This window comes from Paenibacillus sp. FSL K6-0276 (assembly GCF_037977235.1).
In the GTDB taxonomy this organism is placed as follows: Bacteria; Bacillota; Bacilli; order Paenibacillales; family Paenibacillaceae; genus Paenibacillus_AQ.
This window is the reverse complement of the sequence record NZ_CP150276.1, coordinates 1855916-1870616: the sequence shown is the minus strand read 5'-3', so window position 1 is coordinate 1870616 and position 14701 is coordinate 1855916. Positions and strand designations below refer to the sequence as shown.

The window sequence follows — 14701 nt, the reverse complement described above, 5'->3', positions numbered from 1 at the left end:
CAGTAACTTGTCTATTCTTAATTTACCCTTTAGCATGTAAGACGAAACAAGGAGAACCTTTTGTTTGAATTATTATCAATAGAGACGCTCTCCAAATACATGCAAAAAACACAAGAGGCCTAGGGCCTCTTGTCAGGCTGTCGAGAAAGTCTCGACAGCCTTCTTTATGTCTTAATAATTTCACACGACACCGCGTTAATGTTGTATAATATAGGTAACTATTTATAGAACGGATGGTGATTTGTATGTTGCGTTCCAACCGAGAAAAACAACAAGCGTACGAGTTTGTCTCTATCGAAGATTTAGTTCCTCAAGATCATTTGCTACGAAAAGTAGATAAGTATATTGATTTTTCCTTTATCGATGAAAAAGTTAGGCCGTTGTACTGCGCAGATAACGGACGTCCTGCTGTTGATCCAGTTATCTTATTTAAGATGATTTTTCTTGGATACTTTTACGGCATTCGTTCCGAACGTCAATTGGAGCGAGAGATCCAAACCAATTTGGCGTACCGCTGGTTTTTAGGACTGGGATTAACCGACAAGGTTCCAGACCATACGACTATTAGTTGGAACCGGCGAACCCGATTTAAAGATACGAACATTTTTCAGGACATTTTCGATGAGATTGTTCTTCAGGCTATTTCGCACCGGATGGTCGGTGGACGGGTTCTCGTGACCGACTCAACCCATGTAAAAGCAAATGCGAATAAACACCAGTACACCAAACAACAAGTACTGCAGAACACCAAAGATTACGTGAATGAACTCAACGCTGCTGTGGCCGAAGACCGGAAAGAGCATGGAAAAAAGCCCTGAAACCAAGAGAGGAAGTGAACGAGGAGAAAGAGATTAAAGTGAGCAAGACCGACCCAGATAGTGGATATATGATCCGGGATGGCAAACCGGAGGGCTTCTTTTATCTAGATCACCGTACCGTAGATACCAAATACAATCTCATTACCGATGTACATGTAACGCCCGGCAATGTTCATGATTCCGTGCCATATTTGTCGCGTTTAGACCGTCAGCAAGAACGTTTTGGATTTAAGATTGAAGCCGTTGCGCTCGATTCAGGTTACTTAACCACACCGATTTGTCGAGGATTACAAAGCCGAAAGATTTTTGCGGTGATTGCACACCGGAGATTTCATCCCAAGCAAGGATTGTTTCCGAAATGGAAGTTCACCTTTGATGCCGAGCGAAATTTGTATGTTTGTCCAGCCAGTCATGAACTGAATTACCGGACCACAGACCGAAAGGGTTACCGGCAGTATGCTTCTGATCCGGACCATTGTAAGAGTTGCCCATTGCTGGACCAATGCACTCAGTCCCGAAATCACCGAAAGGTGGTGACCCGGCACGTCTGGGAGGACAGCAAGGAATGGGTGCGGAATAACCGACTCAGTAAGTCGGGCAAGCAACTGTACCGCAAACGAAAAGAGACGATTGAGCGAAGCTTCGCGGATGCTAAAGAGCTCCATGGGTTTCGCTATTGCCGGTTGCGCGGACTTCCGAATGTCAGAGAACAGGCACTGATGACGGCAGCCGTGCAGAACATGAAGAAGATGGCGATCCACCTGGATCGCCTGGAACAGAGGGGGTAACCCCCTCCCTTTTCCGATTCTACTTATGCCAGAACCTAAAAAGAAACCCGCGGTCGTAAAATGACCTGGGTTTCTCGACACTCTGACAAGAGGCCTAGGGCCTCTTGTGTTTTGGAATTTGTGGCGTTTTTCGGTCAGATCATTAGAAGTAATGCTTCTGCACCAGTCATACCTGGTACGATACCTAGACTCTCCGCTTCTATCGTTACAGACTCCAATGGGGCAGCAAGCAGCTGTGACAATGTACGTACACCAACCGCCCGGGCCGCGATAATATGCCGATCACTGAGCTTCTCATTGAGCAGGCCAACATCCAGTGCACCGCACATAATATAACCTCGGCTTGTGCTGATTGAGAGCAGCGTTGTTTTCGGGAGCTTAACCTCTACCCCGATCAGCGTATGTTCACCTACCGTAATAGGCTCCATGGTAACCAATAGCAGCACCTCCTTTTTTCACCATCCACGTTGTATATGTATGCGAATATCCTTGTTGTTGTGCTGACGGTAGTCCTATATTTCCTATAAAATACAGTGACAATGGTCCCGATTTCTCCAGTCACTGCTATATGATTATTACTTGTTTAATGTTATAGTTTATATACGTTCTTATATTAGTAAATGAATGTTCTAATCGAATAAGCTGGGGGATTTATGGACAAAAAACTACAACACACTGACGGCAATTATTTATTTAACGTCGACATCCTGATTAATGCCCAGACCAACCCGCTTGCATTACAATATCTGCTTGAAATGTTGAACAATAATGACAAAATCACAGATTTCAACATTAACTCCGGTCTCGAATTGGGGAGAACCATTGACAGTTTGCTTCGTTCCGCTAAACTAGCCTTGAATCAAAGTTCTGCTCCTCCCACTTCTTTAAAGCTGCCACCTAAATTCACTAAGAAGCAGCTCGATGAACCGATAAATAAACAGATAGAAGTGCCTGCGCAGCAGACTGTTATTGAAACGCCAGCTGATGCATACGGGAAGATTCGTCAGTATATTCAGAATAATCAATTAGTACGTTTACGAGCGAATCGGTATGGAAAGCAAGTGTCTATGCCCTGTCGTATTTTAAATTTTGATGAAGCGGCCAACTCTATCAGTGTCTACCATGTGGATGAGAAGCAGGTCTACAGCTTTAATCTAAATGAAATCGACGAATTTCTGTAAACGTATACGTTACAGATAAATAAGCATCCGCCCCTATAAGGAACGGATGCTTATTTATCTTCCTAGTGTAATTTGGTTGCCTAGGATACCTTTTTGCTGCGAGAGAATGCTTCCAGAGCCAAACATAGCCAACCTGCTATGAAGCAGACTCCACCAATAGGTGTAATCGCTCCCAGCACTTTAATCCCGGAGATACTAAGTACATACAAGCTGCCTGAGAACAAAATAGTGCCTGCTATTAACAACCGCCCCGCCCAGCGTAACCGAGCACTTTCTCCCCATTGACCTACAGCCAGTGCTATCAGAATTACACCTAGCGCATGCACCAAGTGATACTGTACACCGGTCTCATATACCTTCATATATTCTTCACTGATAACAGGTTTTAATAAATGAGCGCCGAAAGCGCCTACTCCTACTGCCAGCATAGCTAGCAAAGCCCCCCAGGCCATAAGTTTCCGTTGCATACGTTTACAACTCCTTAGTTTTAGACTTCTTCTATCATAAACGATTAACGGTACCTTTTTCCAGCCGTCATTTACTAATTAGCCACAATCAGGGGTTGCTTTTTTAGCATCAATATGAAAAAGTGGATGTTAACAACATTTCATTCTTATCTCTCAAGGAGTGCAACCTATGGATCTTAATTCTCTATCAAAATCTGACATACCTACGACAGAGGTAGGAAATCCCCAACCTAATCTGAGTCAGCCAGGGGCTGATTCGCCGTATTCGTATCAAAAAGTAGACCATGACCTACAACACTCTGGACCTGGTATTGCTTCTTTCATCATCAGTCTCGTGACCATTATGGGCTATGCAGCCCTCTTTATCTTCATTATTATGAAGGCTTCTTCAATGGTTAATGAGAACTCTAATCTACTAGCCGAATCATCGCAGTCCATAATGCTTCTCGGAATGACTGTTATCATTCTTTCAGCTCTTAATGTGATTGGTGTTGTCATCGGTATTATTGGACTTTCCATCCGGAAGCGTCGTAAGGTGTTCGGCGTTATAGGCACAATCATCAACGGGGTGATTATCCTACTCTTTATGTTGCTTATTACTATTTTCTTAGTTAATGCTGGGACGTTATAAATTCTTATATTGACAAAATGGGTGCTCCTGAAATCAATCAGGGGCAGCCATTTTGTTATTCATAAATGATAGAGTTCCTTTACTTTGCAAGAGACAGCTTCGAAAGTACCCGCTGTTTAACTGTAGCATCGCCTTCCACTGCTTTTTCTACATATTCAAAAACTACGGGATCATCCGTATTCAACTTTTCAAGTATGCTCTCCATTCCAGCTGTAATCTCAAAAGCCGTAGGACCTTCTTTGGTCTCAATCTCAACAGAATGACTATCTATTTGTCCGACGTAAACGCCTGTTCCTTTAAGAATTTTGGCTTCTGGATTTGCAGTAGGTTTTGGCGCTGGAGTGCTTGGATTCTCAGTTGGTGCAGTTGTACTCGTACTTTCTGTAGGTACGGGCGTGCTTGTGCTCTCCTCTGTTGGTACTGGAGAAGCTGTTGCAGTTGGTTCTGCAGATGGCTGTGCAGAATTATTAGTAGCACCGCAAGCGGTTAAGGCTAGTGTTAATGCTGCGATTGCAGCTATGGCGGGTAAGGAACGTTGTTTTTTCATGTTGACTGCCTCCTCTATGTTTAGCGGTTGTTTTTAAAGTCATTTTCCACAAGCCTACTCCTATAAACGTTATCAACACTGCTAAAGTTTCATAATACGTTAATTTTTAATAACTTCCATTCTTTAATAGGCATCCGCCGGATGCAGGCTGAAGTGGGGTTAATACAATAGTGTTGAGCCTGATTTATCCCTAAGGAGTGGTCCCCTTGAGAATCGATATCGGCTGCGGATCCAGTAAAGAAGCAGGTTATCTTATGAAGAACCTCTTTAAGAAACAGAGGAACTAGAAATATTAAAACCCATCAAGCCAATGTTGTGCATGCAATCATGTGCCATTTCACCGTAATCAAAGAAGATATTTCCATTCATGAGACAAACCTCTCGTTCCAATACAGTTACTACCTTAATAGTCACACCTGTCATCTCTCTCGAAACTCATGCTAAGCCTACCCTTGTGGAAGCAGGAGAGCACGTCCATTGCTGGATCTCACTAACGAATAGTGGAAATTGGCCTGCAGAAGTATCTCTAAGTCGTCTAACACCAAAAAATGCCTTATTGATCCTAACAGCATTGTGATTGACGGAATTCCAATTCCGCAATCTTCATTTAATGGCACCTTGCCTCTAGGGACAGTCAAGCCTGCTACCACTGTAAACATCCATTATTTTGTCCAGATAAGTGAACATGTTCTGGGTCGTTTCCTTGAAAGCTTAGTAACCGCTCAATATTTTTTCAATCTAGATGGACGTGAATACTCTGGCAAGAGCCAGTCGAACAGTTATATATTGACCGTGGAAGAGATCAGCGAATAAGAAATCACATATCCCCCATCCCCATGAATATACTTTAGTTACAACCTCAAAACATCCCCACAAAGTGAGGCTTTGCTTTCGATGCGTACTCAGGTACTTTGCGGGGGCCCCAAATATTCTTTGCCTAAGGTTCCTTCAGTCAGCATTTATATTCCATGGGAGGTGGTCATCCTGTCGCAATCATCTGGTCCCTTTTCCTTTGTAGTCTCAAAAGAAGACTGGTCCCTTCATCGTAAAGGCCATCAGGATCAGGAACGTCATCAGCAAAAGGTCAGAGAAGCTATCAAGGATAATTTGCCGGATCTCGTGACCGAAGAAAATATTATTTTGTCAGGCGGTAAGCAGATTGTGAAGGTTCCGATCCGCAGTCTGGATGAGTATCGAATTATCTATAACTTCCGTAAGCAAAAGCATGTAGGACAGGGAGACGGGGAAAGTCAGGTCGGCGATGTACTTGGGCGCGATTCACAGTCGGCACAGCCCGGCAAAGGGGAAAAAGCAGGGGATCAACCCGGTCAAGACACCGTGGAAGCAGAGGTCAATCTGGAGGATCTGGAGGACATCTTGTTTCAAGATATGGAATTGCCGCATCTAAAGCCAAAGAATAAGGAAGAGATCGAGGTTAAATCCATCATCTTCAACGATATCCGTAAAAAAGGTATGATGTCCAACATCGATAAGAAGCGTACCCTGCTGGAGAACCTTCGGCGTAATGCTAGCAGAGGCAATCCTGGAATTCACAGTATTAGTCCTGATGATTTGCGCTACAAAACATGGGACGACATAAGAACACCTCACTCCAATGCGGTCATTATTGCGATGATGGATACGTCAGGTAGTATGGGTTCTTTTGAAAAATATTGTGCCCGTAGCTTCTTCTTCTGGATGACCCGCTTTCTACGCCGCCAGTATGAAAAGGTGGAGATTGTCTTTCTCGCCCACCATACGGAGGCTAAAGAGGTCAGCGAACATGATTTCTTCACTCGTGGCGAGAGTGGGGGAACCATCTGTTCCTCAGCCTATCAAAAAGCGATTGAGATTATCGATAGCCGATACCCACCTGCGCAGTACAATATTTATCCGTTTCACTTCTCCGACGGGGATAACCTCACCTCCGACAACGAACGTTGTGTGAAGCTAATCGGAGAATTACTGAAACGAAGCAATATGTTTGGCTACGGCGAAGTGAATCAGTACAATCGCAGCAGCACATTAATGTCCGCTTATCGTCATCTAAAGCACGAACAATTCATGCATTATGTCATTAAAGACAAAAAAGAAGTGTACCAGGCGCTAAAGACCTTCTTCAGTCAAAAGGGCACTGTTAATTCATAAAAAACAGCAAGTCTCCGATAACGAGACTTGCTGTTTTTTGTAGACCGCCAAGCATCACAACACAATCTAGTGAACCTTCTCTCTGTCCTTGCCTTTGTCAGATTCACCAGCATTTTTGTTCGCTGCGTCCCGGTCCTGCATCATCTCATCAACCGTCTTCACCTTCAAGCGAGCCGCGCCTTCATTGTTGGCATTTGTCGAAATAAGATCTCCGGTAGCCAAGCGTTCCTTCGCTTTAGCAATGGCTTCGCTGTATTGAGGTAGCCATTGCTCCCCGGCCACAAGCATCTCATCGACCATCTGCCAGATTTCTTTCGGATTACATACTGCACCTACCAGCGGGTCCATCATAAAGGCTTGACGAAGTAGCTTATCATCGCCATGTACTGCGGCTTCAACAGCAAGACGTTGCACCGAAATGCTGACATTACACACTGCTGCAGGTCCAAGCGGCAATTCACCTACAAGCGGCATGGAGATTCCGTTTCGATCCACATACCCCGGCGCTTCGATGATCGCATCATCTGGCAAATTAGAAATCACGCCATTGTTCACAGTGTTAAAGTGGCCTCTGTACACTCTGCCTGTTTCCAATCCTTCAATAATGAAAGAACCATGCTCTTCTCCGCGATTCCTCACCGTATACTCCAGTGCCGAGTCCTTCATCCAATTTGGAAAATCCGTTTCGAACCAATTCCGCCCTTCGGTGCAGACACGTAAATATCCACCAGTCTCACCATTAATCCAGCTTCCGAGATCGATCCAATCCATAATTTCATCGCTGCGTTTACGGTACCATGGCACATATTCACTTAGATGACCATTGGATTCTAATGAATTGATTGTTCCTGTCCATTGTAGCAAGGGCGCTGAGGAAAGCGTAACCAATCTGGCATGAAGCTGATCCTGTCGCAAGCTAGATAAACGTAGCAGAAGCTCACAGAACAATAAGTCGACCATACTTCCACCGTTACCGCCACTTTGATCAAGCTCCAGTACAAGTCCCTTTAGTACATGATAGATTTCCTCCGGATCAAGCATGACTAGACTGGAAAAGGGAACCTGTAACCATTCAGCAAGCGCCTTTTCTTGCAGGGCAAGCTTGCCGATAGATGGAGCAACCCCTGTGTATTCCATAAATCCAAACTCCACATTCAACATTCGACAGGGCGACCCATCCTCGACGATCAGTCTGTGCGGAACATTCGCATCGAGTATGATCAATTCTCCCCGCTTTAACCTAAATCTCTCTTCTTCACCCATTCTTGGATGGACATCTACGACACAGCTCCCTGAGATCAAATACATGATTTCGGTTGAATTATGTTGATGGTAAGACATACTGTAGTTGTTCCACTGTTTATAATAGTAAGCAAAAAAATGAGGACTATAGTCCCCTTGAATTAATGCCTGCTGAAAAAGACTCCCACTAAGGCTTAGATGCAAATTCGTCAATCGATCACTCCTTTCTTCTATTAAAATGTTAATCCAAGTGTATCTCCCAAACCACTTCTAAGACAAGAAGAGCTACTTGAAGTCATTAAGTTAGAAAAAAACGAGTAAAACTCCAATACACAGGAGAGTTACTCGTTTTATTGTTTTACTATTAAGATTTAATTCTCATACTTGAAAAGAAACCATAGATTGCTTAAGGTCTGCTGCTAAGCTCTCTAGCTTTTGGGATAAGGCAACTAGCTCCTCACTTACAGTAAATTGCTGTGAAGACATAGAAGCTACCTCCTGCGTCGAAGCCGTCGTCTGCTGCACAATGGAACTGACACTCGCCATGGATTCACCTAATTGACGCTGAAACTCTATCAGTTCATGGATAGAAGCAGAGGATTCACTAATATGCCCCATGAAGTGTTCCATTTCCTCTTTGACACTCGCAAAGATCGTCGACGACTCACGTACGGAAGAAATCTGCTCACGGAACTTTGGAGCGGTCTCATTGATATCTTTAACCGTGTTCTCAATGTGTAAACCAATCTCTTCCGTAATCTTGGAGACCGATTGGATCGACTCATTCGATTGGTTAGCAAGCTGTCTGATTTCATCAGCAATCACTATAAAGCCTCTGCCTGCTGCACCGGCTCTTACCGCCTCTATAGTGGCATTTAGCGCCAAAATATTGGTCTGCTTATTTACGGCAATCATAGGACTAAGAATACTGCGAATTAAATGAGTACTCTCTCTTAGCTTATTGGAGTTCTCTTGTATTCGATTGAACATCTCCACCGTAGACTCACTCTGCTCTACTAGCAGTTTCATCAGCTCTGTACCCTGATCACTAACCTCAATAACTCGCTCCGCCGAAGCGTCCATTACTGTATTTAGTTCAGTTACTTCACTCATCTTGCTGCCAATGATTTCGACATTAGAATGGCTTCTTTCTGCTTCGACAGCAAGGCTAGCTGCTCCAAGTGCAATCTCACCAGTAGCGGATGCAACCTCTCTGGCATGAAGTGAGGTTGTACCTGATGCTTTGACTAATTGTTCCGAAGTACCAAGCACTTCATCCGCTGACATTTCACTCTGGCTTGCAAGCAGAGAAATTTGCTCCATCATTTTGTTAAAGCTATGCCCGAGCCGGCCAATCTCATCCTTACCCTTAAAATTCGTTCGTACACGAAGGTTTCCTCGCTCACCTTCTTCCATTAAGGTCGCCAGTTTACCCAGTGGACGCCCAACCAAACGAACAAGAACATAGCCAATTAACAGGGCTATCACGGCAGCTGCCAGCACTACAGATAACGTGATATATAGAAGCTTGTCCGCCGACTTCGTAAAATCACTGACCGGCGCATATCCCATGAGCGTCCATTTTGCTGTCGTTAAAGGCTTATATACGACAAGTTGAGGAATTCCGTCCTCATCCGCTGCTGTAAATGAATGATTCTGTTCTACATCTTGCTCTTCAGTAACTTTTATGTAAGAGGGTTGGCCCAATTTCGCATTATCCGCACCATAAACAATGTTACCATCTGTGCTCAAAATCCGAATCTGACCGGTAATTCCAATCTGAAGATTAGACAACATTTCAGTCATGGCCTTCCCTTTAACTTCAATAAGCATGTAATACTCCGCTTCAGGATGTACAAGATTGCGAAGCAATCTTCCCATGGTTAAAGACGGCTCAGTATAAGCATCAAAGAAGCCTTTCTCACGAACGGGAAACCACACTGGCTCTCCTTTAGCATCTGCAATTTGTTTCAGTCTTTCAGTAATGCCTTCATCACTACGAAGGCCACTAATGCCTGCAGATTTATACGATTCTGTTTCTTCCAAGCTCTTAGATACCAGTCTGACGCCATACATCCGCACATCTGATCCTTTTACTAAGTCTAGCTTTCTACGAATCCGATCTTCTATGGCAACTTTGGCTACCGTTGTAAGTTCACCACTATTTATTTTTTCCAAATCACCTTTTAATGCAGAGTCGAGTGCAAATTGTCTCGAAAGCGCTTCATATTCTGTTAGAACAAAATCCAGCTTGTCTGCTGCTTGAACTACAGACTGTGAGGAGGCCGCGGCAACCTCATCAGTAATGATATCTTTGGCAGCATAATATGAAGTCAATCCTAGTACAGAGGATAAGAGCACTATGGAGCTGAATAGAATAACGAACAATTTCATTCCAACTGATCTAAATTGTAGAGTCCATAGCTTTTTCATTAAGTTCACCCCCTATGATGGAATAAGGGTACAGCCTTCCATTACTGTACAAAGGCTGTACCCTGTTCATTCTTTAGTATGAAGCGAATTTGTTTACCCCTTACTAGCTCCTGCAGTCAATCCATCAACAAGCAGACGTTGCAAGAATACAAACAAAATCATAATCGGGATAGAGATCAGAACAGCACCGGCAGAGAACAAGGTAAAGTTAGTGTTTTGGTTCGTGTTAACCATATCCCACATTCCGACTGCGACGGTCCAGTTCTCCTTCGTCCGCAAAATAAGTCTGGCGAAAATGAAATCCACCCAAGGACCGACAAACTGAGTCAGTGCCATGTAAGTGATCATAGGGCGTGACAATGGAAGAATAACTCGCATAAATATCCCGAAATTGCTTGCCCCGTCTATTCGAGCCGCCTCATCCAAAGAACGAGGAATCGTGTCGAGGAAGCCTTTGGCGATAAAGGTTCCCCCCAGTGGCGCCCCAGCTGCATAAACGATAATCAAGGCAATATGTGTATCCAGCAAATTAAACTCTTTAAGGAGCATATAAATGGCAATCATACTCATAAAACCAGGGAACATACCAAGGATCAGAACGGTGGATAACGCTGTTTTACGCGCTTTAAACCGGAATCTGGATACAGCATAACTAGTTAACAAGGTAAGAACTACACCGATAAGCATGGAGAAGATGGCTATTTTCAGTGTATTAGCATACCAAGTTCCAAACATATAGCTCGGCGATGTGAACAATTCTCTGTAGTGATCGAAGGTGAATTGTTCAGGGATAAACGTTTTACTGTACAGTGATTTACCAGGCCGGAAAGAAGCAAATAAAATCCAGAGGGCCGGATAGAGTGCAGCTATCGACAAACCAATCAAGATGATGTAACTACCACTTAAGCGAATAAAGTTCGCGACCTTTCTGCTCATTGGATCATATCCTCCTCTTTGAATGATTTCGTCCGGCGGTAATTGTACAGGGAGAATGAAGCAACAATGATAAAGATAATAATCCCTATTGCCGAAGCCATGTTGTTTTTATTCTGATCAAGTGTTAATTTGTATAGCCAGGTTACTAGCAAGTCCGTGGAACCGGCATATTGATAATCACCATTTACAGGACTACCACCTGTTAATAGGAAGATCGCATTAAAGTTGTTAATGTTACCTGCAAACTGCGTAATTAAGGTAGGCGCTGTGGAGAACAATACCATCGGTAACGTAACAATACGGAACTTCTGATAACCTGATGCTCCATCCACTTCGGCAGCTTCATACATATCCCGAGGGATTGTAGTCAGCACGCCCATTATAAGTAACATCGATACTGGAATACCGACCCACATGTTAACAATAATTACGGTAACCTTAGCCCAAAATGGATCTGTTAGCCATGGCAATCCGCCCATACCAAAATACCCGAGGTATTGGTTGATAGGGCCGAATTGACCGTTAAATAAATTGCGCATGAGCAGCAAAGAGATTAACTGTGGTACTGCGTAAGGCACAATCAGAATAACTCTCCACATTCCTTTGAAACGAATACCCTTTTGGCTCACCAGTAAGGCTACCAATAGTCCTCCGAAATATGTAGTAATCGTTGAAAGAACTGCCCATATAATCGTCCATGTTAATACGCCATAAAAAGTGTGACTCCATGTTTTGAGAACCAATAAATTACGGAAGGTCTGAAATCCTACCCAGTCAACCAATTTAGCGGGTGGAAGATGATCAGGTGCGGAATAGTTCGTAAACGCTAGCAGGATCATGAAGATGATTGGCATGATCGTAAAGAATAGAACACCAATACCCGGCAAGACCAAGAACGTCTGAGCGAACTTGTAATCCAGTATATAGCGAACACTTTGTTTAAAGGTGTTTGCCTGAAGACCGTTATCGCGTTTCTCTCCAGTCCTATAAGCATCTTTAATGTTCAAATACCAAGCGAGGATTATTATGATAAGCATTAGAATGGTGATCAAGCTTTGAATCAAAATATATATTGAGTGATCCCCAGCTACCATCTTAGCGATGCCTTTTACTTTTACTAAACGGCTAGGGTTTTCTCCTAGTGTGACAATACCCCATAATGCAGTAGCAAGATTCTCAATAAAATAAAAAACAGCGGCGGCTTCTACAACTAAAAACATGATTCCTTTGATGAATTGGCGGTTATATATTTGTCCCAATCCCATGAAAATCGTCGACAGTACTGCGGCCCTCGTTCGATGTCGCTGCATTTCGCTTCCGTTCTCCTCTCCGAGTGAAAATAAGAAGCTGCCCTCCGCTAAACATGCGACGGGCAGCTTGATTCACTGTATGCTGTTAAGACTGTGATTTATGATCCTTATTGCGATGAACTGTTGTTCAAATCTTTGATTTGTTGAACGGCTTTGTCCATTGCTGCTTTTGGATCTACATTCTTATCCCAAATTTCTGGAAGAGCTGCATTTACAGGGCTCCATACGTTACCCATTTCAGGGATAGAAGGCATTGGCTGGGAGCTCTTAGCTTGTGCTGCAAAAGCGGATACAAATGGATCGTTAACGATTTGTGGATCAAGAAGCGCTTCGTTGTTTGTAGGAACAGAACCGATCGTTTTGTTCAGTAACAATTGAGCGTCTTTGCTTGATGCAAAATGAGCATACAATTTAGCAGCATTCGGATATTGAGTAAACGAGTTAACTGCGAAAATTTTGATACCAGAGAATGTGATAGCAGTTTTTCCATTTACTGTAGGGATCGGTGCGATACCAAGGTTATCTCCAAGAGCTGCTTTGTATCCTCCAAGCTCCCAAGGACCTGTGATATCCATCGCTACATCACCTGAGTTGAACAAGCTGCGTTTGATATCACTGTTGATATCTCCGCTCTTAATTGGTAATACTTCTTTCATTTTCACAAATTCTTTAAGTCCTGCAATAGATCCATCGTTAGCAAGTCCGATATCTTCTTTATCTGTACCGTTCTTACCGAACAGGTATCCACCATCGGAAGCGATAAACATGTAGTTGAAGTACAAGTTTCCTACTTCCCACATAATTCCGTATTTGTTCTTGGATTTATCCGTGAATGTTTTGCTGAATGCAAGAACATCATCGAATGATTTAGGTGCTTCTTTAACGAGTGATTTATTGTAGAATAATGCATAAGTTTCTGCTGCTCTTGGGTAGCCATACAATTCGCCATCGTACGAAGATCCGATAATCGAAGCTTCAGTATTGCTAGCCTTTGTTTCTTCACCGAACACGTCATTAGGAAGAACCAAGCTCGCACTTGCGGCTTTACCTAAGTTGTCGTGAGGAATAAGAATAACGTCTGCTGCTAATCCTGAAGGACCATCTTGAGTAAGTTTAGTTACTTGATCTGGTGGTGCCAACTCTTCAATCTTGACTGGAACGTTATATTTCGCTGTGAACTGCTTAGCAATCTCGTCTGCGAATGGTCTTTCTTCCTTACTTTCCCATACAACTAGCGTCGCTCCATCTTCAGGTACAATCTCTTCTGTCGCTGCTGCATCTGTGCTCTCTGGCGCTGCAGTCTCTGTAACGTTATTAGCAGCATTAGTAGCTTTTGCTGTGTTGTTACCCCCGGTATTCCCATTGTTGTTCGAACCACACGCTGTAACGGATAGTGCCATTGAGACAGCAGCGGTGATAACCATCATTTTTTTCAACTTCATTACTTAACCCCTCCCAATTTTAAAAAAGCGTAAGATGGTAAAATAGTAGAGCAGAAACTTGCGCAAACGATTTCAGAAAGGCTAAAAAAAAATTCTTATTTTAGCTTGCTCCTTCATGAGCTGCATTTAGCAGAGCAAGAAAGCGCTTCATTCATGAATACATCATACAACAGTATCGTTTGTTTTTAAAAACGTTTGCACACATCATATTTGACCATTTTCCATTAATTTATAAATGCTATAGGCATTTATCTCCATTTTTCACATGATATCTTTTAATTAATCGATTATTCATGTTTTGAAAAATGGAATCTCTATTTTATTCGCCCCTGATATACCACAAATTCACTTTTCTAATAGATTTACAATAATCCGGCATTAGAAACGCCTACGCACTCAAGTGAAAATTTGTGCAATGGTTTGAACAAGAGTATTGAAAGCACTTTTATTCCATGCTATAATCCAAATCGTTAAGAGGCTATCCAACATGAATCATTACATCTATTGTCTGCCTCCTGTTCTATACAATTAAAAGGCAATGTTACTTATGAAAGGTACAACCTCGGACAAGCTACTTCGCGGCGGTTGTGCCTCTTTGTTATGTGCTAATTTGCCACTTCTTTTGCGCATGTTGCATAAATAACTGTGCAACCAATAACAATAGCGACATTCTAAAACCCACGCGCTGTGGTGAATTGTTCGGGGAAGTATTGCTTACAAAACTAAGCGTATGCTTTCGTAGTAGTTTTGCCGAAGCT

At 43.1% G+C, this 14701-nt stretch carries 14 protein-coding genes; 6 read left to right on the top strand and 8 right to left on the bottom strand.

The annotated features are described in order from the left end of the window. Positions 1-245 precede the first annotated feature (245 nt). Positions 246-1606 (top strand): IS1182 family transposase gene (locus MHH52_RS08485; RefSeq protein WP_340003511.1). Its coding sequence is split into 2 segments (ribosomal slippage): positions 246-816 and positions 816-1606, totalling 1362 coding nucleotides; the frame shifts between segments, so codons are not numbered across the junction. A 134-nt stretch (positions 1607-1740) separates the two neighbouring features. Here MHH52_RS08485 and MHH52_RS08480 read toward each other — a convergent pair. Then, positions 1741-2043 carry a DUF1805 domain-containing protein gene (locus MHH52_RS08480; RefSeq protein WP_313636962.1) on the bottom strand — a complete coding sequence of 101 codons (303 nt, stop codon included), beginning with the start codon at positions 2041-2043 and terminating at the stop codon, positions 1741-1743. A gap of 216 nt (positions 2044-2259) precedes the next feature. On the opposite strand from MHH52_RS08480, the gene MHH52_RS08475 reads away from it, so the two are divergent. Continuing rightward, positions 2260-2787, top strand: coding sequence for a hypothetical protein (locus MHH52_RS08475; protein WP_340007903.1), 528 nt, complete (start codon positions 2260-2262; stop codon positions 2785-2787). Between the two features lie 80 nt (positions 2788-2867). On the opposite strand, the gene MHH52_RS08470 is transcribed toward MHH52_RS08475, so the two are convergent. Beyond that, a complete protein-coding gene (locus tag MHH52_RS08470; protein WP_340007902.1) occupies positions 2868-3254 on the bottom strand; it encodes a DUF423 domain-containing protein in 387 nt (128 codons plus the stop codon). Positions 3255-3423: 169 nt separating this feature from the next. Here MHH52_RS08470 and MHH52_RS08465 point away from each other — a divergent pair, with 169 nt between their 5' ends. Continuing rightward, positions 3424-3885, top strand: a complete 462-nt coding sequence (locus MHH52_RS08465) for a hypothetical protein (RefSeq protein WP_340007901.1) — start codon at positions 3424-3426, stop codon at positions 3883-3885. A 79-nt stretch (positions 3886-3964) separates the two neighbouring features. Here the strand turns inward: MHH52_RS08465 and MHH52_RS08460 are convergent, their stop codons facing one another. After that, positions 3965-4432, bottom strand: coding sequence for a hypothetical protein (locus tag MHH52_RS08460; RefSeq protein ID WP_340007900.1), 468 nt, complete (start codon positions 4430-4432; stop codon positions 3965-3967). Positions 4433-4799: 367 nt separating this feature from the next. On the opposite strand from MHH52_RS08460, the gene MHH52_RS08455 reads away from it, so the two are divergent. The 3 genes from MHH52_RS08455 to yhbH all read left to right on the top strand — a co-directional run bounded on the left by MHH52_RS08455 (position 4800) and on the right by yhbH (position 6580). Beyond that, on the top strand, positions 4800-5009 hold the full coding sequence (locus MHH52_RS08455; protein WP_340007898.1) for a hypothetical protein: 210 nt from the start codon (positions 4800-4802) through the stop codon (positions 5007-5009). Further along, positions 5006-5245 (top strand): hypothetical protein, encoded by a 240-nt coding sequence (locus MHH52_RS08450; protein WP_340007897.1) that lies wholly within the window; start codon positions 5006-5008, stop codon positions 5243-5245. Before MHH52_RS08455 ends, MHH52_RS08450 begins: the two co-directional genes overlap by 4 nt. 171 nt (positions 5246-5416) lie before the next feature. After that, complete coding sequence (gene yhbH / locus MHH52_RS08445) at positions 5417-6580, top strand: sporulation protein YhbH (RefSeq protein ID WP_042193520.1); 1164 nt, start codon at positions 5417-5419, stop codon at positions 6578-6580. A 66-nt stretch (positions 6581-6646) separates the two neighbouring features. On the opposite strand, the gene MHH52_RS08440 is transcribed toward yhbH, so the two are convergent. From MHH52_RS08440 to MHH52_RS08420, 5 genes are all read right to left on the bottom strand, one after another. Continuing rightward, positions 6647-8035, bottom strand: coding sequence for a cupin domain-containing protein (locus MHH52_RS08440; RefSeq protein ID WP_340007895.1), 1389 nt, complete (start codon positions 8033-8035; stop codon positions 6647-6649). A gap of 165 nt (positions 8036-8200) precedes the next feature. Next, positions 8201-10255, bottom strand: a complete 2055-nt coding sequence (locus tag MHH52_RS08435) for a methyl-accepting chemotaxis protein (RefSeq protein WP_340007893.1) — start codon at positions 10253-10255, stop codon at positions 8201-8203. 93 nt (positions 10256-10348) lie between these two features. After that, positions 10349-11191 (bottom strand): sugar ABC transporter permease, encoded by an 843-nt coding sequence (locus MHH52_RS08430; protein WP_313636954.1) that lies wholly within the window; start codon positions 11189-11191, stop codon positions 10349-10351. Next, a complete protein-coding gene (locus tag MHH52_RS08425) occupies positions 11188-12501 on the bottom strand; it encodes a sugar ABC transporter permease (protein WP_340007891.1) in 1314 nt (437 codons plus the stop codon). Before MHH52_RS08425 ends, MHH52_RS08430 begins: the two co-directional genes overlap by 4 nt. A gap of 107 nt (positions 12502-12608) precedes the next feature. Beyond that, on the bottom strand, positions 12609-13943 hold the full coding sequence (locus tag MHH52_RS08420) for a maltose ABC transporter substrate-binding protein (RefSeq protein ID WP_340007889.1): 1335 nt from the start codon (positions 13941-13943) through the stop codon (positions 12609-12611). Between the last annotated feature and the right edge of the window lie 758 nt (positions 13944-14701).